Raw genomic sequence first — 23645 nt, 5'->3', positions numbered from 1 at the left:
CGGTGGCGGCTCGGGACTTCCGGTCCGGAAGTCCGCTGCCGCATGTCCGGCCCTTTTAACCGGATGGCTATCCGCTTATGTTACGGTACGAGCCGGAAAGCGGATAGCCATCCGTTGGCGACCGGCTGGTGAAGGGCGGGGCGATGGGAAAACGGGCCGTGGTGACGGCGGGGACCGGGGGAATCGGTCTGGAGACCGCGATGGGGCTGGCGGCGATCGGCTACGCGGTGACCGTGGTGGGCCGCGACTCCGAGCGGGGCGCCCGCGCGGTCGAGCGGATCGGCGCGGCCACGACCGGTCCGGAGGCGAGATTCGTCGCCGCGGACCTCGCGTCGCTCGATGCCGTACGGGCGCTCGCCACCCGCCTCGCGGAGGAGGGGCCGTTGAACGTCCTGGTCAACAACGTCGGGGCGATGTTCGCGGACCGGCGACAGACGGTGGACGGGATCGAGGCGTCGTTCGCCGTGAACCACCTTTCCCCGTACCTGCTGACCGAACTGCTGCTGGAACCGCTCCGGGCCGCGGGGCCGAGCCGGATCGTGAACGTCACCTCGGGTTCGGTCCGGGCCGCCAAACGCTCCTTCGGCGCCGTCGAGCCGCCGGGTGGCTACTACGGCTTCCACTGGTACGGCCGGGCGAAGCTCGCCAACCTCGCCTACACGCTGGATCTGGCGGAACGGCTGCGAGGCACGGGCATCTCGGTCTTCGCGGCCGACCCGGGCGGCGCGGCCACCGAGATGACCGACGGCACCATGCGGTCACCCAGGATCGTCTCGCCGGGGCTGCGGCTGCTGTGGCCGCTGGTCCGGCGAACCTTCGAACGCGCGACGTCCGGCTCCGCGTCGGTGGCGGCACGGCCGTCGATCCTCGCCGCGGCCGACGCCTCACTCGACGGGCGGACCGGGCTGGTCATCGGGCCCGAGGCCCGTCCTGTCACCCCTTTCGCCCCCGCCGCCGACCCGCGAACGGCGGAGGCCGTCCTCAGGCTCAGCCGTCAGCTGGCCCCGCTCACCCCGCCTGCCGGCGTGACCGCCTGAAGTGAACCGCTACCAAGGGATGATCGCCTGAAGTGAACGGCCAGCACGGGGTGATCTCCCGGAGCGAGCCGCCGCCACCGGCGGTACGTGAACCGGGACCTGGGCGGTCACCGCGAAACCGGCGGCACCGGCGTGAGCCGGCCCTCAGCCGGGTTCGAGGCGGAGGCGCCCGGCCCGGTGACGGCGGGACCGGTGACGGCGAGACCGTCACGGGGACGCGGCGGCGGCCGGGGCGCGTCGCCGGTTACGGCGTCCGCGAGGCCGCCGAGCCCTTCCTCGACCGGGTGCGGGGGCGGGCCGCCTGAGCGGTGGGCGGTACCCTCCTTCTCGGCTCGCCGTTGACCAGGGAAAACACGAGCCGGGGAAAACACGAGCCGGGGAAAACACGAGCCAGGGAAAACACGAGCCAGGGAAAACACGAGCCGGGGAAGACACGGGCCACGGGAAACACGGGGGAGACGGCCATGGACACCACCGCTGACCGGATGGCGGCGGCGTACTTCGACGCCATCGGATTCCTCTGCGAGGTGACGCCGATGGGCCGGTACGCCGAGCGGGGCACCGCCCGCGCGGCGGTGACCGGCGCGGGCGTCGCGACGCTGAACGCGGCCTACGACACGGCCCCGGAACCGGATCTCGGGGCGCTCGACGAGATGGCGACCGAGGTCGGCGGGCAGGCCGTGCCATGGTCGATCATGGTTCGTGGCGAGGCGGGGGACGAGGTCGCCGACCTCGCGGCCCGGCACGGGCTGGCCGGGCGCAGGGCTCTGTCGATGCTGGCCTGCGCCGTGGGCGACGTCGTGTTCCGGACCGGCGAGGCGGGGCGAAAGCCGGTGCGCGAGGTCGGCGCGGCCGAGAGCGATCTTTACACCGAGGCTCTCACCCGGGGCTTCGAGGCTCCCGAGGGAATCTTCGGCTCGTTGATGGGCGGTGGCGTGCTCGACGCCGATCCCGTCACCGGCTATCTGGCCGAGGAGTCCGGGCGGCCCATCGGCACCGGGCTCGGGATCCGGACCCCCGGCGTGGTCGGCGTGTTCAACATCGCCGTCGTTCCGGCCGCCCGGGGCCGTGGCCTGGGCCGGGCGATCACCGAGGCCGTGCTGCTGGACGGCGTCGCGACCGGAGCGGACGCGGCCTACCTGCACACCAGCGCGATGGGCCGGCCGCTCTACGAGTCGATGGGCTTCCGTCTCGTGGAGGAGTGGACCGTGTTCGAAGCGTCGTGAAGGAAGAGACCGTCCGGGCATGGACGGTGCTCATCCGATCTCGACCGGGCGCCGAGCACCGGGACCCACCCGTACACATATGGAAGAGGATTCATGAACTTCAGTGAGAACGTGCGCTCGGCCTTCCGGCGAGGCGAGAGCGACGCCGTGGTGCGCATGAGTGAGGCCGAGATCGAGCGAGCACAGGCGGCCGGAGACCCGGCGGGTGAGGTGGAGGCCCGGTACAGCCTGGCCCGGGTCGCCATCCGCGGCGGTGACCTGCCGGGCGGGGAGGCCCGGGCCCGGGAGGCGCTCGCGGTCGCGCTGCGCTCCGGTGACCGGAGCCTTGAGGAACGGCCGAGGCACGTGCTGGCCGCCGTGGCGCGCATGTCCGGCGACCTGCTCCGCGCCCGGGATCTGTACCGGGAGAGCATCGCCCTCAACGAGGTGCTCGGCCGGCCCGAGACGGTCAGCTCCGAGTATCACAACCTCGCGTTCTGCGAGCTGGGCCTGGGCGATCTCGACGTGGCGAGGAGGCTGTTCGCCGAGGGCCGCGAACGGGTGTTCCGCAACGGCTGGGACGACTTCGTGCCGTACGTCTGCGTGGCGGGCGCCGCGCTCGCCTCGGCCGAGGGTGATCACGGGCGGGCGGCGCGGCTGGCCGGGGTCGCGGATGCCGCGTTCGCGTCGCTGGGCCAGGTGCCGGATCCCGACGACGCGGCCGACCTTGCCAAGGTGCGTACCGCCGCGATCGAGGCGCTCGGCCCGGACGCCTTCGACGAGGGGTACGCGCGAGGCCGGCTCCTCGATCCGCGCGCGGCGTTCGCCGGGGACCGACGCTGACGCGACGGTCCCCGAGGCTGCCCTTGGTCGGGAGGAGTGCGCACCTCCTCCGGTGATTCGCCGGTGCGAGGGTGCCGGCCGGACCCGCCGGCCGGATCAGTCGCGGACGGCGCAGAGGAGACGGTTGTGGCCGCGCTGCCAGAGGGTGCCGGTCTCGGCGAATCCGGCCTCGCGGAGGGCGTCGACGTGCTCGGAGAGCAGGGAGGACTCCGAGCCGTGGTGGTCGGCGCCCGCGGTGGTGCGCGCCGTGTGGAGTTCGGCGAAGGCGGGATCCGCGGCGACCGCCTCCCACCACTGGCGCCAGTCCTCGGGGTGGCCTCCGGCGAACGCGCGCCGGGTCTCCCGGTCGTGCACGGCGCGTTCGAGGCGGGCGATGGCCGGGGTGGTGTCGTCGCTCTCCAGGTGGTCGCCGTTGAGCAGCAGCCCGCCCGGCCGCAGCACGGTCGCGAGCTCGGCGTACATCTTCCTGAGGTCCGGTCCGGAGATCCAGTGCAGCGCGGTGGTGCTCACCGCGACGTCGGCCGGTCCGTCCAGGCCCAGGGAGTCGGTCCAACCGGGGGTGCGCAGGTCGAGGGAGACGAAGGTGAGGTGCGGGTAGGCGGCCCGGCCGAGGCCGAGCAGCAGGGGGTCCGCGTCGACCGAGATCACTCTCGCCCCGGGCAGTCGATCCAGGAGGCGGGCGGACAGTGAGCCCGGCCCGCAGCCGAGGTCGATGACCAGCGGATCGGGGCGGCCCGTCGCCTCGACGGCGTCGATCAGCGCGGTGAAGCGCTCCTCGCGGTCGGGCAGATAGCCCTCCTGCTGGCGGTCCCAGCGCGCGATCCATTCGAGTGCGACATCGTGGGTGAGCACCATGGCCTCCCTGTAACTGCCGTGTAAGCTTATGACAGTCACAATCTAGAACGCGAGGATGTAACCGGTCAAGTGGATTTCAACAGTCACGCTGATGTGATCGTCCGGGTGGCGGTGGGGTTGGTCAACGAGCTGACCCCGGGAGAGAGGCGGGGCCGCGACTTCCCGTCGCTGCCCGATCTCGCCGCCGCCGCCACGGAGGGCCTGCGCACCGGCTACCCGGGCCATCGGGAGGTCACCGAGGCGGAGGCCGATGAGCTCGCCGAGATCGCCGCGCGGCTGCGCGTGGTCTTCGACGCCGTCACGAGGGGGGACATCGACGCCGCCGCCCAGCGGATCAACGATCTCCTTGAGGAGACCCGGGCCCGGCCGATGCTCGAACGTCACGACGGGGAGCCCTGGCACCTGCACTTCCACGGCCCGGGTGGCACCATGGCGGGCGACTGGGCCGCGAGCTGTGCCACCGGTCTCGCGATCGTGCTGGGGAGCGAGTACCACGACCGTCTCGGGGTGTGCACGGCGCCGCACTGCGACCGGGTCTACGTGGACGTCTCCCGCAACGGCACCCGCCGGTTCTGCGGCACCACCTGCCAGAACCGCGTCAAGACCGCGGCCTTCCGCGCCAGGGGCAAGGTCTCGTGAAGGCGCGCTCCCGACGGTCCGCGGTCGGGTTCGGGTTCAGCCGACGAGGCGTTTGCGCCAGTCGAGGGGGACGACGGTGATGGCCCGCGAGGGATCGCCGTCCCACTCCACCGGGAGGCCGGTCTCCCCGAGCGCGGCCACGACCTCTCGCCCGATGGACGCCGTCGTGTCCGAGGAGCCGTCGAGCCCGCCGTACAGGAGGGTCAGCCCGTGTCCGGCCGCGGCCGAGTCCATGCACTGGCTGTGGAACTGGACGACCAGGAACCTGTCGTCCCGACCGCCCAGCCGTTCGACCAGCTCGGCGAGCTTCCCGGCACTCGCCCGGACGTGCCGGTGACCGTCCTCTGTCAGTACGGTGATCGCGAACATGCCGGTCACCCTGGCACAGGGTATGGACGGGGGACCAGTCCCCGGAGGAGATCCGGGGCCGCGCGGTGAGGTCACCGGCAGTCCTGGTCCCCGGTCGCCGGGGCGCGGCTCGCGTACGGGAATCTCCAGGACGGTGGCCGGCTCGTCCCGGAGTTTTCGTACGCGGGGCGGGTCCGGGGCCTCAGAGCGTGACGACGACCTTTCCCGGTACGTGTCCCTCCTCCTGATATCTGACGGCCGCCCGGATCTCCTCGAACGGGTAGAGCCTGTCGATGATCGGAGTGACCTTCCCGGCCTCGATGAGCTTGGTCAGCGTCGTCAGGTTCCTCCTGTTCTCCGGGCACTGGACCACGTCCGTCCTGGCCGTCCGCTGGGACACGAACGGCGCGGTCGCGAGGGCCGAGAACATGTGACCGACGGGCCGCAGCCATCGGCCGCCGGGTCCGCCGACGATGACGTAGGCCCCTTTGGGAGTCAACGTCCGGCGGCAGGCCGACACCGGGCGGCCTCCCGCGACGTCCAGCAGGAGGTCGTAGCGCCGCTCGTTCCGGGTGAAGTCCTCCTTGGTGTAGTCGATGACCTCGCCGGCGCCGATCGAGCGGACCATGCCCACGTTCCCCGTACCGCAGACGCCGGTGACCTCCGCGCCGAACGCCCGGGCGAGCTGCACGGCGAACGTCCCCACCCCTCCCGAGGCGCCGTTGACGAGGACCCGCTGCCCCGGCCGGATCCGTCCGTCGTCGCGCAGGCCCAGCAGGGCGGTGCACGCCGCCATCGGTACCGCCGCCGCCTGCTCGTACGACAGGTTCTTCGGTTTCGGCGCCAGCTCGTCCTCCTTGACGCACACGTACTCGGCGAAACCGCCCCCCTTGAGCAGCGCGAACACCTCGTCGCCGGGGCGGAACGCCGTCACGTTCGCGCCGACCGCCTCGACCCGCCCGGCCATGTCGGCGCCCAGGACGCCGAGCTTCGGGGCGCGGAACCCCAGGCCGCCGGGCATCAGGCGCGCGACGTACGGCTCGCCTCTCATGTTGTGCCAGTCGTAGGGGTTGACGGAGGTGGCGCGCACCCGGACGAGTACCTCGCCGTCGCCGGGGACGGGCGTGTCGATCTCCGTCAGATCGAGGACGTCGGGTGAGCCGTACGAGCGCAGGACGAACGCTTTCAACGCATTCTCCTCATCCATCGCGGGTGGGGTACGGGTCTGCGGGGGCGCCCTGCTCGCGGACCGGCGTCGTAGCCGGTGTCGGTGGATCGGAGGCGTCGCCGACCAGGTGGCGCCGGGGATGTCCCGTGCCACGAGATTCACGGTAGAAGACCCCCAGGAGGGACTCATCAGCCGAAAGTACGCCCGATCGATGGATGATCGGCCGGTCCGGGACGGGCTGTTCTCCGCTGATGGAGGCTGTTGGGGATGGAGCGTCACCGTCCGGGGTGTTTCCTGTGTCGCCCGGCTCAGTTCCTGACGCGTCTGGTCTCGTAGGCCCACATGGCGATCTCGACGCGGTTGCGGGCACCGAGCTTGGCCATCAGGCTCGCGATGTGGGTTTTGACGGTGCTGAGGGAGATGTGGAACTCGCCGGCGATCTCGCTGTTGGTCCGTCCCCGCGCCACGGCGACGAGGATCTGCTCCTCCCGTTCCGTGAGCGCCTCGACGGGGTGCGGTAGCGACGGTGAGGCGGGTCCGTTGTCGGCGAAGGCGCTGAGCAGCCGCGCGGTGACGCTCGGGGCGATGAGCGCGTCACCGGCGGCGGCGGCGTGGACGGCCTGGGAGAGCAGGACGGTGCCGGCGTCCTTGAGCAGGAAACCCCGGGCGCCGGCCCGCAGCGCGGCGTATACGTACTCGTCGAGGTCGAACGTGGTGATGACGACGACGGCGAGGGGGTCGCCGACGTCCGGCCCGGCGAGGAGGCGGGTGGCCTGGATGCCGTCGAGGCCGGGCATCCGAATGTCGAACAGGCACACGTCGGGGCGCAGGCGCCGCGCGAGCTCGACGGCTCGCCGCCCGTCGGCGGCCTCGCCGACGACCTCGATGTCCGGCTGGGCGTCGAGGATCATCACGAGCCCGGTGCGGACGATCTCCTGGTCGTCGGCGACGAGCACCCGGATGCTCATGCCGCCCCGGTCCTGGGCAGTACGGCGGTGACGGTCCAGCCCCGGTCGGGGTCCGGGCCGGCCTCGCAGGTGCCGCCGAGCAGCTCGGCGCGTTCGATCATGCCGATGAGCCCGTACCCCGGTGGCGCGGGCGGGCGTACGGAAACGGTGTCGCCGTCGTCGCTCACGCGCAGGCGGACCGATGTGTCGTCGGCGGTGACGCGGACCTCGACGCGGGTGGCGTGACGAGCGTGCCGCCGGGCGTTGGTGACCGACTCCTGGGCGAGGCGGTAGATGGCGGCCTCGACCGACGGGGTGAGGTCGCCGAGGTCGTCCGGGATCTCCACGTCGACGGACGGACCGGACGAGCCCCGGCTCGCGAGCTGCCGGAGGTCGGTGACGCGCCGGCCGGGCGCGAGGTCCGCCGGTTGGTCCCGGCGCAGGACGCGGACCATGGCGCGCATCTCGGCGAGGGCGCGCGACGCCTCGGCCTCGATCACGTGGAGCGCCTCGGTCGCGGCGTTCGGCCGCGACGCCGAGGTGGCGAGGCCGGCCTGGGCGCGGATCGCCATCGCCGAGACGTGATGGGCGACGATGTCGTGCAGGTCGCGGGCCAGCTGCTCGCGTTCGAGCATCTTGACCTGGTCGAGCTCGCGCATCCTCGCCCTCGCCCGGTACCGGAGTGCCCCGCCCAGGGCGACGGCGGAGAACATGACGGCGAACGCGGCGACCACGTCGGCGGGGGCGAGGCGGTCGAAGACGATCGAGAGGTGGACCGCGACGAGCATGATCGCGAACCCGATCACCACCTCGCGCCCGGACCCCCACCGGGCCAGCGAGTACACGACGAGCAGCAGGTAGCCCATCGTGTGTGTCTCCGTGGGATCGCCGCCCGTCAACAGCGGGGCGAGGCTCGTGGTGCCGAAGACGATCACGACCACCAGCAGCGGCCTGCTCCGGCGCCACAACAACGTGGGGACCAGCCCCACGGTGACCGCCACCGAGACGACCCGCCACGGAAGGTCCGGCCGCAGCGCCCCTTCGAGCAGCGCGACCGGCACGAGCACCCCCACAAGCGCCCAGTCCCGCCACACCCGCGCCGGCGGGTCGGGGGGACGGGGCTCGTCCCACAGGGAGCGCACTAGGGGGAGCACCTCACCATGGTACGAGAGCACATATCACTTCGGCTCGGCCCAAAGTACGAGAGCTACCTTTCCCCGTGACTCCGTGACTCCGTGACTCCGGGGGCGGCCGTCACCCCGCCGTGGGGTCGAGGCCGCCCACGATGGCTTTCAGACCGGCCACCACCTGGGCCGCGGACGGGGCCTGCTCGGGGTCGAGCAGCCACTGCGTTATGACGCCGCCCATCAGGGCCAGCTGCACCGCGCCCAGTGTGCGCGTCACGTCGTCGTCGATCGTGTCCTCCGGAACACCCGTCAGGATCGCCACCAGCCCGCGGCGGCCCTCGGCCTGGCCGCGTGCCAGATGCTGCCGCAGCTCGGGATAGTGCTCGGCCTGCAGGAGCGCCTCGAAGCTGGCGATCCACAGCGGCCGTTGCGCGGTGAAGGACTCGATGATCCTCGCCCACATGGCCTCGTACTGTTCGGCCGGGGTGGCACCCGGTCTGGCGTAGCCGGACAGGGTACGGCCGGTCTCGGTGCCCCACTCGTCGATGGCCTCGATGAGGGCCGCGTTCAGCAGCGCCTCGCGCGAGCCGAAGTGGTAGCCGATGGCGGCCATGCTGACCCCGCCCGCGGCGGCCGTGATGTCACGGATGGTGGTGCGCGCCCACCCCTTCTCCACCAGGCAGCGCCGGGCCCCGGCCAGCAGATCCTCGCGATTTCCCATGCCAGGCATGCTATCCGCGCCTGGGACGGACGAATTAGGCGCTTGCCTAAGGCAATCGCATTGCGCAAGCGCCCAAATCCACACTATGGTCGCCGGTATACCAAGCGACGACCCCCGGGAGATCCACCGTGACCAGTCCCGTCCGCGCCGAGCTGCACATCGACGGCCGCCGCCTGTCCTATCTCGACTTCGGCCGCACGGGCCGCCCCCTGCTCGCCCTGCACGGTCACCTGTCCGAGGGCGCGAGTTTCGCCGACCTGGCCGCCGGGCTGGCTCCCGGCTGGCGCGTCATCGCTCCCGACCAGCGCGGCCACGGAGACTCCGATCGGGCGCCCGACTACTCCCGCCAGGGGTATCTCGACGACGTCCTCGCCCTGCTGGACCATCTCGGTCTCGACCGGGTCGCGATCCTGGGCCATTCGCTGGGCGCCATCAACGCCTACCAGTTCGCCGCCCGTCACCCCGGCCGGGTCGAGGCCCTCGTCAACGCCGAGGGGCCGGTCTCGCTCGACCCGCACGGCCCCAACCCGCTGGCCTTCGTCCTCGCCCTGCGCGACCAGGCCCCCACCCGTGAGGCGCTCGTCGAAGGGCTCGGCGAGATGGCCCCCTTCTTCGCCGGCACGTTGCGGGAGAACGCCGACGGCAGCTGGCGGCTGCCCTTCCATCCCCAGGACATGGTCGACTCCGAGGATCTGGTCCACGGCGACCACTGGGACGACTGGCTGGCGAGCACCTGTCCCGCCCTGCTGGTCCGGGGCACCCAGGGCGTCATCCCCGCCGACCAGGCCCGGGCCATGGTCGAACGACGCCCCGGCACCCGCCTCGCCGAGCTGGACGCCGACCATTTCGTCTACGCCACCGACCCCGCCGGATTCGTCAAGGTCGTCCGCGAGTTCCTCACCTCGGTGACCGGCCCGTGACGGGACTGACGGGACTGACCGCGATGGACCGGCCGGCTGCCAGGGCCCTGAACCTGCTCGCGCCCTCCCGCTCCAGCCAGGTGGCGAAGTCCATGAGACCCGGATGCAGCGCGCGCAGCGCGGGAATGTCGGCCCTCCAGCCGCCGAAGGACTCGGCGCGCGCCGAGTCGCCGATGTCCACGCCGTTCTCCGTGAGCGTCTCCGGCGCGATGGGCTCGGCCGGGAGGGGGTGCCCGACGACCTTCTCGATGGCGGTGACGAGCTGCCGCCCGGTCAGCTCGTCACCGGCGAGCTCGACGGCCCTGCCGAGGTAGGTGCCGGGGTCGGCGAAGGCGAGCGCGGCGAACGCCCCGATGTCGGTTACGGCGATCAGCTGGACCGTGGAGCGCGCCGGGATCATCCTGATCAGCGCGGTCTCGCCGAACACGCCGAACGGTCCCGAGGTGTGGTTCTCCATGAACATCACCGGACGCAGGATCGTGTGCGGCAGGCCGAGCGCGCGGACACGCTGCTCGATCTCCCATTTGGTGTTCCAGTGGCTGATGCCGGTGTCCCGGTCCGCACCGCCGACCGAGGTGTAGACGAGGTGCCCGGCCCCGGCCGCGAACGCCGCCTCGGCCACGTTCACCCCGTGGCGCACCTCGTCGCCGTCGAAGTGCGGAGCCCCGGCGGCCCGCTGGACGCTGAAGACGCCGTGAACGCCCTCGGCCGCCGCGTCCAGCGACGGCCGGTCGCCCATGTCGCCCCTGACGAGTTCGGCGCCCGCCCCGGCGAGCGCCCGCGCGGCCTCGGCCGACGGATCCCTGACCAGGGCGCGAACCCGCCATCCGTCGGCCAGCAGTCGTCTCGCCGTGGCGCCTCCCTGCCGGCCGGTGGCGCCGGTGACCAGGATGATCTTCTCTGCGCGGGACATGGCTCTCCTGCCGCTAGAATGTGGAGCACTGCTCCGATATTAAGCGGAGCGGCGCTCCTTTTGTCAACGCCTGGAGAGCACGCCGCATGGCCGAGGTGATGCGCGCCGACGCGCGCCGCAATTACGAGCAACTGCTCGCCGTGGCCAGGGAGGCCTTCGCCGAGCACGGAACCGAGGCCTCCCTCCGCGACGTCGCCCGCCGCGCGGGTGTCGGCATCGGCACCCTCTACCGGCACTTCCCCACCCGTGAGGCCCTGCTCGAAGCCCTGATGAGCAGCGGTTTCGACGCCCTGCGGGTCAGGGCCGAGGGTCTGCTGGCCGCCCCCTCGCCGCACGACGCGCTGCTCACCTGGCTGCGCGAGCTGGCCGCCGGCTCGACCACCTACCGGGGTCTCCCGGAGTCGGTGATGGCGGCCCTGCGGGAGGAGGGCTCCGAACTCCACGCCTCCTGTCACGCCATGCGCGCCGCCGGCGGCCGGCTTCTCGCGCGAGCCCAGGAGTCCGGGGCCGTACGCGCCGACCTCACCGCCGCCGAACTCCTCGCCCTCGTGGCGGGCATCGCCTGGGTGAGCGAGCAGTCGGCCGGTCAGGCCGGTCTGATCGACCGGCTGCTCTCCGTAACCGCCACGGGCTTCGCCGCCGACCGGCCGCCCGTCACCACCCCGGCCTGACCCGGGCCGGCCGCCCGGCTCGCGGCGTCGTACCGGGTCAGATGTCACCGCTCAGCCGTGCCGGCAGGCCGTGGGAATCGGCGATCGGCGTCCAGAGTTCGACGAAGCGGGTCTTCGCGCGGTTGGCCTCGGCGGACAGGGAATTGCCGCGCCGATAGTCGGTGTCCGTGTCGACCGGACTCTGGCATCCTCCGCCGAGATGGCGCCGCGCCCACGAGCCGAAAGCGGCGTCCGCCCTGTACGAGGTGTCGAGCGCCTCGACCAGGGCGTTCTTGAGGGCGGTTCCGCCCGTGAGGGACCCCACCTCCAGGGAACGGGCGGTGGACAGCTGCCTGCTCCGGGCCTTGGTGACATCGTTGATGGGCTTCTCCCCGTACCGCTGACACTCACGGACGTCCGCGATCGCCCCGCCGAGGTTGGTGCGGGCCGCGGCGCTGCTCGACAGCAGGCGGTCGATCGCCTCGGCCTGCGCGACCCCCTCGTCCCCGGTGCTCTCCGGGGAAGGGGACGCGGTGGTCGTGGGAGGCGGAACGGTGGGGGAGGCGGACGATCCGCCGGACCCGGCCGGGCCGCTCCGCGCGGTGTCGGTGCCGGACCGCGCCAGGAGGACCCAGACCGCGACGATCACCGCGCTGAGGGCGAGCACCGCGAGCGCCGTGACCGCCAGGACGTGGCCGCGCGTCCAGGCCCCCGCACGCCGGTCATGCCGGGACCCGTACGAGAAGTCCTTCGAGACGAGGACCTCCTCGCACGCGGGGCACCGGGAGAGGTTGTTCGATTCGGCTCCGCAACTGCCGCACAGCCAGCCGGAGACCAGGGACTCTGTCAAAACGTCTCTCCTGAAGGGGTGTTCACGAGGGGCCGGCCGATGCGTCTCGGCCCCGGCTACCTTCCGGCGTGCTGGGAGCCGGAATCGGAGAAGAGCGATCCGGGGCCGGGATCGGGCACGGGGAGGCCCATCATCGTGAGGGTGTTGCGCAGCACGGTCTCGCTGCTCACCACGAACTCGTAGACATTGGTGGACTGCTGGGCGTTCATCACCTGGCCGATCAGCGTCAGCAGGCGCTCCGTGTCCGCGTTGCGGTGGTTGACCATCTCGGCCGATGTCTGGGCCATGACACCCGCGTTCTCGGCGAGGCGGGCCGCGTACGGGGAGACCCAGTGCGTCATTCCCTCGGAGAGGAAGTCGCGCCAGAGCTCGCGCAGCTCGTTCATCCGCTCCACGTTGACCTTGGCCGTCTCGTGCGCCTCCTGGTCGGCCAGACGCTGCTGCCACATCTCCTGCTGCTGCCGCACGATGGGCTGGGCGGCCTCGACCCGGAGGTAGGCGGTGCACTCAAGCTGGACGCCGTCGACGGTGAAGAGCCGTACGCCCTTGATCCGCTCGTTGATCCTCGCCTCGGCCCTGTGGGGAAGGTGCGGGGCGTGCTCTCTCGCGACGCGGCGCACGGTGTCGCTGATGTGCCACCGGCTCGCCTCACGCTGGCCGTCTATCGCGGTCCGCAGCGCGGACCGCGAGCACTCCCCCGTCGCGGACCAGTGCAGCCGGATCGACACAGTGAACGCGAATCCGTCGTTGAGCGCCGGTGTGTCGAACGAGAAAGGGGGGTCTATGACACGCGTGTTGACCGGCTCGGGATACGACGGGGAGGAGACCGGCGATCCCAGCCACTCCATGAACCTCGTGAACCGGCCCTGACGCGACGGTGCCCGGCCGGTGGGGGCGGCGCTCATCGAAAACTCCTCGAATCAAGGTGGGAGAGCAGGGTGTCCGCGACATGCGGGGGGATCTTGCCGCCGCCCCACCAGAGGAGATGGAAACGCAGCGCCACGTTCAGCCGCGCGTCGGAGCCCAGCTCCGCGACGAGGGCGCCGATCGCGCCGACCAGTCCCGGCGCGCGGTCCGCGGCCTGGATCCAGTGGAGCAGGGCGGTCCAGGCGCGGCCACTGGTCTCCGCGTCGGTGAAGGCGCTCCTCCAGAGGCCTCCGATCCGGGCGCGGCGGGTGTCGTCGCCGCCGCCGAGCATGGTCAGCAGCGCCGGCCGCCCGCCCGCCTCGTCTCCCGGGACCAGGGCCAGCCGTACCAGCGACCGGGAGACGGCCACGTTGAGGCCCGTGTCGTCCGCGTGGGCCCAGCGCGCGAGTTCGTCGACGACCGCGTCACGGAACCCCTGCAGGAAGAGCTCCGTCATCGCGCGCGCCACCTCGTCGCGCAGCCGTGGCCCGGACACGGCGATGCCTCGCAGGCTTAAGAGCGCGTCGTGGAAGAACATGCCGCCGAGAGAGGTGCCGTAGGCGCGCGCGGCCGCCGAACGACGGACCAGCGAGCCCCGCGCCCACGTTCTCAGGAGCCCGCGCACCCGCCCGGTGAGAGCCGGGTGCCGGGCGGCGACCTCAAGCGCCCACGCGGCCAGCCAGTGGTGCTCGACGTGGTTCGAGCGGACCCATCCGCTGATGAACTCCGCCTCGATCTCGGCGTAGTCGTAGCCGGCGAGCTTCCCGACCGCCTGGGCGGCGGCCATGCGGATCCGCGGATCGGGATCCCGCGTGAGGGCGTGCAGCCATGCGGTCAGCGGCGCGCGCAGTATCGGATGGTCGTGCCAGGCCACGTCGAGGACCGCGGCGGTCAATGCCGGTGTGCGCAGCCGGATGCGCCGCATGATCTCGTCGGTCTCCGAGGTGTCGTCGGCCCTGGCGTATCTCAGCCAGTTGCCCAGCCTCTCGTCGAAGGCCGACCAGACGGAGTCCGGGGCGGGCGGGGCGGTCTTGACCGAGTCGAGCAGGTCGGCCAGGTGGAGGGCTGCCGACGTTATCCTCACCATCGACTCCCCGCCGAGAACGGAGACGGCCAGCAGGAAACTGCGCTCGTACTTCGTTCCCCTGTCCTTCCCGCCGTCCCCCGGGCCCTCGCCGGACAGCAGTTCCTCGGCGCACCTGCGCAACCGCTGCGGGCGCTCGTCGAGCACCTCGTCAAGGCCGCGGCCGTCGACCACGCTCTGGGCGACGGACCGGGCGAGCCCGCTCGCCTCCCGGGGGCCGCTGTCACCGCCCAGCTCGTCGTATACGCGCACTTCGGAGGCCGTCGCGCGGGCGCGCTTCTGCGGATCCGACACGTTGAGACACGAGAGCCGGTAGGCCAGGACGCGCTCGAACACGGCGATCGGCGGCGGGGCCCGATGGGTCACGACGAGGGTCTCGCCGTGCTCGGGCACCGGCCGGAGGGAACCGTCGACCAGGATCACGAAGGAACACCCGGCGCTCCTGGCGAGATGGGACAGATGCCGGAACCGGGTGTCGTCCCCTCTCCGCACCCATTCGGCTCCGGTCGCGTCGAGCAGGTAGCCCGTCTTCTCCCGCAGGTCGCCGGCCCGGAGCCGGTAGGGGTCGACCCCGGCCGGGAAGACGCCGATCCGCGCCTCCGCCGTCTTCCACGCCGGGCCGTGGGCGAGGGCCGCCAGGCCCGCGGTCGCCCGCCCGGTGCCGGACTGGCCGGACACGATGCCGACACACCCGGATCTCAGATGCTCGACGAGCCGGGAGATGCTCTCGGTGATCACGATGTGGGCGAGGTCCAGCTGAGCGACCTCCTGCGGGGTGAGCGGGGCCGCCTGTGGCCGCTCCTCGGTCCTTCCGTAGTTGTAGAAGTAGATGTCGTTCCCGGCCTGGGTGACCCGGGCGCCGTCGCCCAGGGTGAACCGGTTGCCGGCGACGGTCTCGGCGACGACTTCGAGCGCGTCCGGGTGATCGGACATCAGCCGCCGCAGATTCTCCCCGCGCAGGTCGCGCTCTCGCGCCTCGTGCGCCATCTGCTCCTTGGGGGCGAGGAGCCTCTCGGACTTTTCCTCGAGACGGTCCAAAAGCGGTCCGGCGGGGGATTCGCCGGAACCCGGAGGGGGCTGACCCGGTCTTCTCCCCGGCCCGGCCGGTGCGTCTTCCGGGGGCTTTCCCTGGGGCGGACGTTCCGGATCTCCTTCGGAGGGGCCGGATGGTTCGTTGCTCATGTGTCATCCGTCGAGGTGTTGAAAATGTACATGTCGCCATTGCTCTGTTTGATGTGGTTGCCGGGGCCGGGGAGGTTCCACTGCGTGCCGATCATGGTCGTACCGCCGGTGCCGGTGCCGGTGCCGGTGCCGGTGCCGGAGTCGGTGTCGCGGCCAGGGGCGGGGGCGGTGTCGTCGGTCTCTTTCCGGGCCGCGGGGTTCGCCGCCCTCGGCTCCCCCTGTACGGCCGGCCCGGTGGGACCGCCCGCGACGTGGAGGTAGGCGATCTGGCCGAACCCCTTGGCGGGGTCCTCGACGTGCACCTGCTGGAACGCGCGCGGCCTCAGCCCGTCGACTCCCGCTTCGACGACCTCGTAGACGGGGGAGGAGACGAGGAGGGCCAGGTCACCGTTGCGCGGGTCCCGCAACGCGGCCCGCAGCTGGTGGGCGTTCAGAAGACGGCTCAGCACGATGAGAGCGGGGCCCGCGTAGCCCAGTTCGCTCCGCTTCAGCAGGCCGATGTGGATCGCCATCCGCAGCTTGATCTGCATGCTCGCCCCGTGGTCCTCGTTGTGCGCGGCGAGGCCGTCGTCGAGATGCCGGACGAAGCCCCCCACCACCGCGGACAGATCACATTCGGGAGGGATGACGGCCATCTCCCCGTCTCCGCCGGGATGCCGGTCCCAGCTTCCCCGGTCGAGGCCCACCGACTCCGCACTCATGCTGAGCTTGGCGTCCAAAACGCGTTGCAGGGCGTCCTGCTGCCGGATGTTGCGGCCGACGCTGTACTGCTTGATGTCGACGCCGACCACGCATTGAGTGAGGAGAGCGCTTCCAGCCATTATGGGAACGCCTTTCTGTTATCACCGGAAACGAATAATCGAAATCGCAGAGATTGGTACCGGGTGTTGGCTGCGGCGAATCGAATTAACCATGCTCAATGCCATCTTGTGCTGCATTGAGCATAAAAGATGATATTTTTCTATAAATACACACAAAGTGGACATGCGGTCGCGTATGGGGCGGGCTATCCGCGTGCGCCCATGCGGGTACCCATTATGTGGAAAACCCGTCGCTGGAAGTGTCGAAAATCAGACACAAGCGGTGCGAAACTCTGCGGTGTTCAGCACGAGGAAGATCGAGTTCTCCGAGGGTCGCGACGACGATTCGTCTTCGTGCCGTGAGAACGGGCCCCTTGTGCGCGGAGATCGCGATTCCGTGGCCACCGCGCTCCGGAACGGCTCGATCGCCAGGCCGTGCTCCCCGTGCTCCCCGTGCTCCCCGTGCTCCCCGTGCTCCCCGTGCTCCCCGTGCTGCTCCTGCTCCCCATGGGTGGGGCCATGCCGACACGGCTCGAAGGGCGGGACGCCGGACCGCCGGGCATCGCCGGCCGGGGCGTGCGCCTCCACGTCCGGCACCTCTGGATCGTCCCGGGGCTCTCCCCGAGCCCGGCGGCGCAACGCTTCGTCGCCGTGCGCCGGGGACAGGACCTCCCGACGGCGGGAACGTCGCCGCCGGGATCCTCACCGGGGCGAGCAGGGTCCGGGAAACGGCGACGCCGGGTCCTCGCCTCCGACGAGGACCCGGCGATGATCGCTTTCACGTTCGTCCGGACGGCCGGGGCGGCCCGCCGCCTCCCTCGCGGGTCCCGGAGCCGACGGCTGACAGCCGGCCTGTCACCTCATGATGCTCTGGTGGTCGTGTGCCTGCCTCTGGAGCGGGATGCCGTTGAGCGCGTCGCTCTTCACCGGCGTCTCCTCGACGGCCGGCGTCCGCCGGTGGCGGCCGACGCGCGGGACCACCGCGATGAACAGCGCACCGAGCAGGGCGGGCAGGACGAACCCGTAGAAGTTCCATTCGAAGCCGAGGCCGGAGCCCAGCAGCCAGCCGCCCAGGAGCGGACCGGCGATCGCGCCGGCCCTGCCCACGCCGAGCGTCCAGCCGAGGGCGGAGCCCCTGCCGGCGGCCGGGTAGAAGATCGCCACATAGCCGTTGACCAGGATCTGGGTTCCCACGCTGCCCAGTCCCGCGACGGCGACGCAGAGCATCAGCAGGCCGGTGCCGAGGTCGAGGCTCATCAGGTAAATGGACACGGTGGCGGCGAGGAAGGCGCAGACCGTGATGGCCTTGGCCCCGATCCTGTCGGCGAGGACCGACATCACGATGGTGCCGGCGATCGCCCCGATGTTCAGGACGAGCAGGAACTGGAGCGAGGGCCCGAGGGGGTAACCGGCCTCGCGCATGATCTGCGGCAGCCAGGTGTTGAGGCCGTAGACCAGCAGCAGGCCGCAGAAGCTGGCCGCTCCGAAGAGCAGGGTGGCGGCGAGGTAGCCCCGCCGGAACGGCAGCGTGACACCCTTCCCGCCGCGCGGCCCGGCGGGCTCGTCGCGACCGTCGGCGAGGTTCAGCCCGTAGCGGGCGGCCACGGCCTCGGCCTCGGCCCGGCGTCCCCGCGCCAGCAGGTAGCTCGCCGACTCGGGGAGCAGCCAGATCGCGAGCGGCAGGATCAGCGCGATGGGCGCGGCCCCGACCAGGAACATCGCGCGCCAGCCGTGCTCGGCGAGAAGCGCCATGGCCACCAGCGCGGTCAGGCAGCCGCCCACCGGATAGCCGCAGAACATGAGCGCGTTGTAGAGATTGCGGCGGTTCTTCGGGGCGTACTCGACGGTCAGGGCGATCGTCGTCGGTACGACACCTCCGAGGCCGAGCCCCGCGACGAAGCGGAAAAGTCCGAGCGTCTCGGGTGACGTGGCCGTGGCGCACAGCACCATGGCCACGGAGAACCACGCGATGCTGACAAGGATGATCTTGCGTCGCCCGACGACATCGGTGATCATGCCCGCGACGACCGCGCCGATCAGCATCCCGATCAGGGCGTAGCTGCCGATGGCCCCCGCCTGCGCCGGAGTGAGACCCCACTCCTGGTCGCCGAGCAGGCTGGGAACCACCGACCCGTAGACGATCAGGTCGTAGCCGTCGAAGACGATCGTGAAGAAGCAGATGGCGACGACGGCGAGCCCGCTCCTGGGGCGGGTGGGCGACGAACGGTCGGTCGTGTGCATTGTTCACTCCGGGACGTGAGGCTCGGATATAGGCGTTGTGGCGAAATTACAACGCATGCACGACGACGGTCCAATAAAATATCGTGCCAAAAACGATAAGGGCTTTTTAATTGCCGTTTCTCGTATCTGGTATATGGGAGAAAGAAGGCCTGGCCGACTGTTATTGATATACGGATACACCGTGCCGGTCAAGGCGGAGATCAGGGGGCCGGGGGGCCGGGGAATCAGGGGGCGGGGGCTCGGGGGCCCCGGGGCTCACCGGGTGAGCGTCTCGACGGACACCTGCCAGAGGCGGGCGGCCGCCTCGGGGTCGAGGGCGTACGCGGCGACCCCGCTGCGGGTGCCCGGCTGGTTCGGGACCGCCTCGTTGCAGTCCTCGAAGTAACGCCCGCCGACGCCTTCGAGCAGCGGCGACGTCGCGACCAGCACGGACGTGGCGGCACCCTGCTCGGGCGTCTTCCACGTGATGCCCGAGCCCCCGGCCGCCGCGATCGCGCGGTCGAGGTCCTCCTGGGAGACGTGCCGCTGCAGGTTGGTCCGGATGCCGCCGGGCATGAGCGCGTTGACGGTGATGCCGTCGCTCTCCCAGCGCTTCGTCGCCTCGACCCCGAACAGCACGTTGGCCGTCTTCGACTGCCCGTACGCGGACCACGGCTCGTAGGCGCGCTCCCTGAAGTGGATGTCCTCGAAGACGATGGGCGAGCGCAGGTGCGCGCTCGAACTGACCGACACGACGCGGGCGCCGCCCGCCGCCGCGAGGGCCCGGTGCAGCCCGGTGGCGAGCGCGAAGTGGCCGAGGTGGTTGGTGGCGAACTGCAGCTCCCAGCCCTCCGGCGTACGCGTCTCGGGCGACGCCATGACGCCGGCGTTGTTGACGAGGAGGTGCAGCGGGCCGTCCCACGCGGCCGTGAACGACGCCACGGACGCCTGGTCGGCGAGGTCCAGCGGGGCGACGAGGACCTGCTTGTTGCCGGTGGTCGCGATGATGTCGTTCGCGGTGCGCTCCCCGGCGCCGAGGTCGCGTACCGCCAGCGTCACCTCCGCGCCCGCTCCGGCGAGCGCCCGCGCGGTCTCGATGCCGATGCCGGACGCCCCGCCGGTCACGACGGCGCGGCGGCCGGTGAGGTCGATGCCGTCCACGACCTCGGCGGCGGTGGACGTGGCGGTGAACGGGGTGGTGACGCGAGTGCTCTCAGTCATGATCGTGCCTGTCCTGTCGGCGATGTGCTCGGCTGTACGAAGGGAGACCCGGCCGGTACGATGTGAAAACGGAGGAGCCTCCACTACGAGCCACTGTAAGCGGAGTTTCCTCCGCTTAGCAAATCGCCCCGGCGTCCAGCGCGCCGGCCACCATGTCCACAGGGACTGACGTCCGCGGGGACTGACGTCCGCAAGGACTGACGAGGAGAGAACCGTGTCGGCCACCGGCCCCCGACCGTTGCGCGCCGACGCGCGGCGCAACCGCGAACGGCTGCTGGAGGTCGCGGTGCGCGCGTTCTCCCACGACGGGCCGGACGTGACGCTCGACGCGATCGCGAAGGCCGCGGGAGTCGGCATCGGCACCCTCTACCGCCACTTCCCCACCCGCGAGGCGCTCATCGAGGAGGCGTACCGCAGCGAGCTGAACAAGCTGTGCGACGTCGTGCCCGACCTGCTGGCGACCATGCCGCCGGACGAGGCGACGCGCGCCTGGATGGATCGCTTCGTCGACTACATGACGACCAAGCGCGGCATGGCCGACGCGCTGCGCGTGGTCATCGCGTCCGGCGGCAACCCGTACGAGCAGAGCCGGGGCCGGCTGATCGAGGCGATCACGACGCTGCTCGGGGCGGGGGCCGCCGCCGGGACCGTGAGATCGGACGTCGAGCCGGTCGACGTGATCGTGAGCATGGGCGGCGTGTCCCTCGCCGCGGGGGAGCCGGAGCAGCGCGACCAGGCCCGCCGCCTGCTCGACCTGCTGATGGACGGCCTGCGCTACCGCGCCACCGCCGCGCCCTGACGCGAGACCCGGGCGGCGTATGAAACCGGCGACGGGCGGATGCGGGATCCGGACGCGTACGGAACCGGCGACAGGCTGACGCGGGACCCGGGCGGCGTACGGAACCGGCGACGGGCGGACGCGGGACCCGAAACCGGCGGTAGGCAGAACGAGGCCGTGGGCCCCCGCGGTAGCGGGGACCCACGGCGTGGGGTGGAACGCCTGATCAGCGAGGAGAGCGCTATGACCACCGCTGATCAGGCGGGCTCAGGACCTCAGGGGTAGGAGACGAGCTTGGACGGGACCGTCGCGGTGCCGTAGGCGGGACCGCCCACACCGTTGATCACGTGGTTGATCCGGCCGTTGCCGCCGAGGGAGACGGTGAGCAGGCTGTGGAACTTCACGCCCGGCTTCACCGGCGCCTCGAAGCCGTTCTCCACCTCGATCGTCGGGTCGACGTTGAAGTAGACGTAGCTGCCGAGACCCCAGCCCTCGTGGGTGTTGACCGCGGGGCCGACCTTGTAGGCCGCCCACCCCTTGCTGGTGCCGTTCATGTAGGCCGCCTGGTTCGGCGGGTCGTACGCCTTCTCGTTCTGGAAGAAGATCGTCCGGCCGCGCTCGCCGTACCACTCGACGTCGTACTTGCGGTAGTGCTCGACGAACAGGCCCGTGGCCAGGACGTCGTCGCCGTTGACGATGAGGCCGGTCTCGGCGGTGTTGACGTTCCAGCCGATGCCCTCACCGTGGTCACCGCGCCACAGCCAGGTGTGGTCGATGATCACGTCGTCGCTGTTGACGACGACACTGGTGGTGGCGTTGCCGGCGAAGGCGCCGCCGATGCGGACGAAGACGTCCTGCAGGGTGGTCGGGTTGGCGGCGTGGTCGGCGCTCGACCCCGTCGGGCCGACCTCGATGAGCACGTCGGACTTCTGCGTGCCCGCGTCGACCAGGAAGCCGGCGAGCTTCACGCCGTCCACGTCGGCCACCTTGACCGCGGTGGAGCCGCCGCCCGGGATGATCGTCGCGAGGCCGAGGCCGAGGACCACGGTGTTCGCCCGGGTCACGTTGATCGGCTGGCTGAGGTTGTAGATGCCGGGGGTGAGCAGCAGGTGCAGACCCTGGTTGAGCGCGGCGTTGATGGTCGCGGCCGAGTCGCCGGGCTTGGCGACGAAGAACTGGCTGAGCGGGAGCGAGGTGCCGGGGGTGGAACCGTTCGCCCAGCTCACGCCGCGGGCGTTGGTCCGCTTGGCCGGGACGAACACCCGGTAGGCGCCGCCGCCGTCCACGTAGAGGTACGGCTTCTCGCGGCTGATCGGGGTGTTCTCCAGCGTGGTGTAGGACTTGCCGAGGAAGTCGGTCGCGGGAGCGCCCTGAACCCCGGAGAAGACCATGTTCCACACGCCGTTGACCCAGCCGCCGACGGAGCTGTCACGGGTGTACCACTGCTGCTGCGAGTACGGGCCGACGGCGCCGTCGATCTTGCTGTCGGCGATGTAGCCGCCGCTCGCCCAGCCGTAGCCGGTGGGGGCCAGGTTCAGCGCGCCCTTGATGTGCATGCGGCGGAACGGCGCGGCCTGGGAGACGGCCCACTGGTTGGTGCCGCCGGGAGGCTGGACCGACAGGTTCTCCGTCGAGCGCCAGAAGTTCTGGGTCGCGTTGCCGCCGAACCAGCCCGCGTCGACGGTCACGCCGTTGAGGGTGACGTCGTCGGGGTTCTGGCCCAGACCGATGATCGAGGTGTAGAACCCGACCTTGGCGTTCACGTTGTAGGTGCCCGGCTTGAACAGGAAGGCGTGACGCCCGGTACCGAACTGGGCCGACTCCTGCTGGGTGAAGACCGTGTCCAGCTGGCTCTGGATGGTGGCGCTGGACATCGACGGGTCGAAGACGTGGACGTTCGGGCCCAGCGGGCCGCCACCGGGGATCTCAGGGTCGCCGCCCGAGGTGGTGTACACCGCGAACTCCCACAGTGAGTAGCCGTAGGCGGTGCCCCGCGCGCTGCCCAGCATCCGGACGTACCTGGCGGAGCCGGTCACGTCATGCGACTGGACACCGCCGGTGGCGCCGGTGACGGTCTTCAAGTCGGTCCAGGTGGTGCCGTTGGTCGAACCCTGGAGCTTGAAGGCGCTCGCGTACGCGGCCTCCCACCTGAGGTCGATCTTGCAGAGGGTCTGCGCCGAGCCGAGGTCGACCTGGACCCACTGCGGGTCGCTGGCCAGGCTGGCCCAGCGGGTCCCGTTGTTGCCGTCGAAGGCGGCGCTCGCGGGAAGGCCGGCGCCCTGGATCGACGAGGCGCTGTAGGTCTTGTTCAGCGCGGCGTTGGTGGTGCCGCACGGCCCGCCGGGGCCGGGGCCGCCGTCGGGGCCGAAGACCTGGAACTCCCAGAGGGAGTAGCCGTAGCCGGTGGCCCGCGTGACGCCCTGCATCCGGACGTACCGGCCGGTGCCGGTGACGTCCCAGGTGTCGATCCCGCCGTCACCGCCGGTGACGGTCTTCAGGTCCGTCCACGTGGTCCCGTTCGTGGAGAGCTGGACTTTGTATCCGCTGGCGTACGCGGCTTCCCAGTTCAACACGACCTTGTTGACGCTGGTCGAGGCGCCGAGGTCCACCTGGAGCCATTGGGCGTCGGTGTTGGCGCTGGACCAGCGGGTGCCGGCGTCACCGTCGACCGCGGCGCTCGCGGGGGTGCCGGCGTTCTCGGTCGACGAGGCCGTCGCGGTCTTGCCCTGCGACAACAACGTGTCGGCGAAGGCAGGGGTCGACGGTACTGCGAGCAGAGCTGCCGCGACTGCCGTGGCAGTCCATAAGGCGGCAGGACGGAACAGACCTCTCATGCATGTCTCCACTGCGGATCCGGGGGGTGGAAGGTCTAACTGCAGGTGAAGGGCGACTTACGGGGAACGGTAAATCAACGCCTTATTTCTACACTTAATTTAACTTGTCGGAAACATGGCGTCAATGGGTCAAAAGTCATGGATGGCCGTTTTGGGAAGGCGTCGGCAATCCCGCCGGCCGGGAGCCCGTACACCGGCCGGGAGTCGGCTCGGGTCTCCGCGCGGCAGAATCGGGCGCCGACCTGGGCCCCCGCGCGGGCGGGGCCGGGGTCTTCGCGTAACGGGGTCGAGGGCCGCCCCGGGCTTCTGTGCCGCGCGGCCGGGCATGCGGCCCGGGGTCTTCACGCGGCCGGCCGGGCGCGCCGGCCTGGGCCCCTAGTGCGGGCGGGGCCTGGCG

At 71.1% G+C, this 23645-nt stretch carries 21 protein-coding genes; 7 read left to right on the top strand and 14 right to left on the bottom strand.

From position 1 onward, the window contains the following. Positions 1-143 precede the first annotated feature (143 nt). The 3 genes from ACSC1Q_RS11065 (at position 144) to ACSC1Q_RS11055 (ending at position 3085) form a co-directional block, all read left to right on the top strand. Entirely contained in the window at positions 144-1037 is an 894-nt protein-coding gene (locus tag ACSC1Q_RS11065) for an SDR family NAD(P)-dependent oxidoreductase (RefSeq protein WP_436758575.1), read from the top strand. Between the two features lie 464 nt (positions 1038-1501). Beyond that, positions 1502-2263 carry a GNAT family N-acetyltransferase gene (locus ACSC1Q_RS11060; protein WP_436758574.1) on the top strand — a complete coding sequence of 254 codons (762 nt, stop codon included), beginning with the start codon at positions 1502-1504 and terminating at the stop codon, positions 2261-2263. Between the two features lie 93 nt (positions 2264-2356). Further along, positions 2357-3085 (top strand): hypothetical protein, encoded by a 729-nt coding sequence (locus tag ACSC1Q_RS11055; RefSeq protein ID WP_436758573.1) that lies wholly within the window; start codon positions 2357-2359, stop codon positions 3083-3085. A gap of 96 nt (positions 3086-3181) precedes the next feature. Here ACSC1Q_RS11055 and ACSC1Q_RS11050 read toward each other — a convergent pair whose 3' ends face one another. Next, entirely contained in the window at positions 3182-3940 is a 759-nt protein-coding gene (locus ACSC1Q_RS11050) for a class I SAM-dependent methyltransferase (protein WP_436758572.1), read from the bottom strand. Positions 3941-4009: 69 nt separating this feature from the next. Between ACSC1Q_RS11050 and ACSC1Q_RS11045 the strand changes: the two genes are divergently transcribed. Continuing rightward, positions 4010-4579, top strand: a complete 570-nt coding sequence (locus ACSC1Q_RS11045) for a CGNR zinc finger domain-containing protein (RefSeq protein ID WP_436758571.1) — start codon at positions 4010-4012, stop codon at positions 4577-4579. A gap of 36 nt (positions 4580-4615) precedes the next feature. Here the strand turns inward: ACSC1Q_RS11045 and ACSC1Q_RS11040 are convergent, their stop codons facing one another. From ACSC1Q_RS11040 to ACSC1Q_RS11020, 5 genes are all read right to left on the bottom strand, one after another. Further along, positions 4616-4948, bottom strand: a complete 333-nt coding sequence (locus ACSC1Q_RS11040; RefSeq protein ID WP_436758570.1) for a DUF6891 domain-containing protein — start codon at positions 4946-4948, stop codon at positions 4616-4618. Between the two features lie 181 nt (positions 4949-5129). Next, on the bottom strand, positions 5130-6116 hold the full coding sequence (locus ACSC1Q_RS11035; protein WP_436758569.1) for an NAD(P)-dependent alcohol dehydrogenase: 987 nt from the start codon (positions 6114-6116) through the stop codon (positions 5130-5132). 287 nt (positions 6117-6403) lie between these two features. Then, the gene (locus tag ACSC1Q_RS11030) at positions 6404-7063 is read right to left on the bottom strand and encodes a response regulator (RefSeq protein ID WP_436758568.1); all 660 of its coding nucleotides are present in this window, start codon (positions 7061-7063) and stop codon (positions 6404-6406) included. After that, positions 7060-8196 carry a sensor histidine kinase gene (locus tag ACSC1Q_RS11025; RefSeq protein ID WP_436758567.1) on the bottom strand — a complete coding sequence of 379 codons (1137 nt, stop codon included), beginning with the start codon at positions 8194-8196 and terminating at the stop codon, positions 7060-7062. Before ACSC1Q_RS11025 ends, ACSC1Q_RS11030 begins: the two co-directional genes overlap by 4 nt. A gap of 100 nt (positions 8197-8296) precedes the next feature. Next, entirely contained in the window at positions 8297-8890 is a 594-nt protein-coding gene (locus ACSC1Q_RS11020) for a TetR/AcrR family transcriptional regulator (RefSeq protein WP_436758566.1), read from the bottom strand. 128 nt (positions 8891-9018) lie between these two features. Between ACSC1Q_RS11020 and ACSC1Q_RS11015 the strand changes: the two genes are divergently transcribed. Further along, entirely contained in the window at positions 9019-9810 is a 792-nt protein-coding gene (locus ACSC1Q_RS11015; RefSeq protein ID WP_436758565.1) for an alpha/beta fold hydrolase, read from the top strand. Here the strand turns inward: ACSC1Q_RS11015 and ACSC1Q_RS11010 are convergent. Continuing rightward, complete coding sequence (locus ACSC1Q_RS11010) at positions 9788-10723, bottom strand: NmrA/HSCARG family protein (protein WP_436758564.1); 936 nt, start codon at positions 10721-10723, stop codon at positions 9788-9790. The two genes, ACSC1Q_RS11015 and ACSC1Q_RS11010, sit on opposite strands and share 23 nt — an antisense overlap. Positions 10724-10809: 86 nt before the next feature. On the opposite strand from ACSC1Q_RS11010, the gene ACSC1Q_RS11005 reads away from it, so the two are divergent. Continuing rightward, positions 10810-11394 carry a TetR/AcrR family transcriptional regulator gene (locus ACSC1Q_RS11005; RefSeq protein ID WP_436758563.1) on the top strand — a complete coding sequence of 195 codons (585 nt, stop codon included), beginning with the start codon at positions 10810-10812 and terminating at the stop codon, positions 11392-11394. Positions 11395-11431: 37 nt separating this feature from the next. Here ACSC1Q_RS11005 and ACSC1Q_RS11000 read toward each other — a convergent pair whose 3' ends face one another. The 6 genes from ACSC1Q_RS11000 to ACSC1Q_RS10975 form a co-directional block, all read right to left on the bottom strand. Further along, entirely contained in the window at positions 11432-12223 is a 792-nt protein-coding gene (locus ACSC1Q_RS11000) for a hypothetical protein (RefSeq protein WP_436758562.1), read from the bottom strand. 56 nt (positions 12224-12279) lie between these two features. Then, positions 12280-13128 carry a hypothetical protein gene (locus ACSC1Q_RS10995; protein WP_436758561.1) on the bottom strand — a complete coding sequence of 283 codons (849 nt, stop codon included), beginning with the start codon at positions 13126-13128 and terminating at the stop codon, positions 12280-12282. After that, complete coding sequence (locus tag ACSC1Q_RS10990) at positions 13125-15251, bottom strand: hypothetical protein (RefSeq protein WP_436758560.1); 2127 nt, start codon at positions 15249-15251, stop codon at positions 13125-13127. The genes ACSC1Q_RS10995 and ACSC1Q_RS10990 overlap by 4 nt, the downstream gene beginning before the upstream one ends. 140 nt (positions 15252-15391) lie before the next feature. Then, the gene (locus ACSC1Q_RS10985) at positions 15392-16216 is read right to left on the bottom strand and encodes a hypothetical protein (protein WP_436758559.1); all 825 of its coding nucleotides are present in this window, start codon (positions 16214-16216) and stop codon (positions 15392-15394) included. 834 nt (positions 16217-17050) lie between these two features. Continuing rightward, positions 17051-18436, bottom strand: coding sequence for an MFS transporter (locus ACSC1Q_RS10980; RefSeq protein ID WP_436758558.1), 1386 nt, complete (start codon positions 18434-18436; stop codon positions 17051-17053). Positions 18437-18691: 255 nt separating this feature from the next. Further along, on the bottom strand, positions 18692-19636 hold the full coding sequence (locus ACSC1Q_RS10975) for an SDR family NAD(P)-dependent oxidoreductase (protein ID WP_436758557.1): 945 nt from the start codon (positions 19634-19636) through the stop codon (positions 18692-18694). A 214-nt stretch (positions 19637-19850) separates the two neighbouring features. On the opposite strand from ACSC1Q_RS10975, the gene ACSC1Q_RS10970 reads away from it, so the two are divergent. Beyond that, complete coding sequence (locus tag ACSC1Q_RS10970) at positions 19851-20435, top strand: TetR/AcrR family transcriptional regulator (RefSeq protein ID WP_436758556.1); 585 nt, start codon at positions 19851-19853, stop codon at positions 20433-20435. A 254-nt stretch (positions 20436-20689) separates the two neighbouring features. Here ACSC1Q_RS10970 and ACSC1Q_RS10965 read toward each other — a convergent pair whose 3' ends face one another. Then, a complete protein-coding gene (locus ACSC1Q_RS10965) occupies positions 20690-23149 on the bottom strand; it encodes a pectate lyase-like domain-containing protein (protein WP_436758555.1) in 2460 nt (819 codons plus the stop codon). Positions 23150-23645: the final 496 nt, after the last annotated feature.

This window comes from Streptosporangium heterodermiicola (assembly GCF_051390675.1).
Lineage (GTDB): Bacteria > Actinomycetota > Actinomycetes > Streptosporangiales > Streptosporangiaceae > Streptosporangium.
The sequence above is the reverse complement of the archived record's forward strand: the minus strand, read 5'-3'. Positions and strand labels throughout refer to the sequence as shown.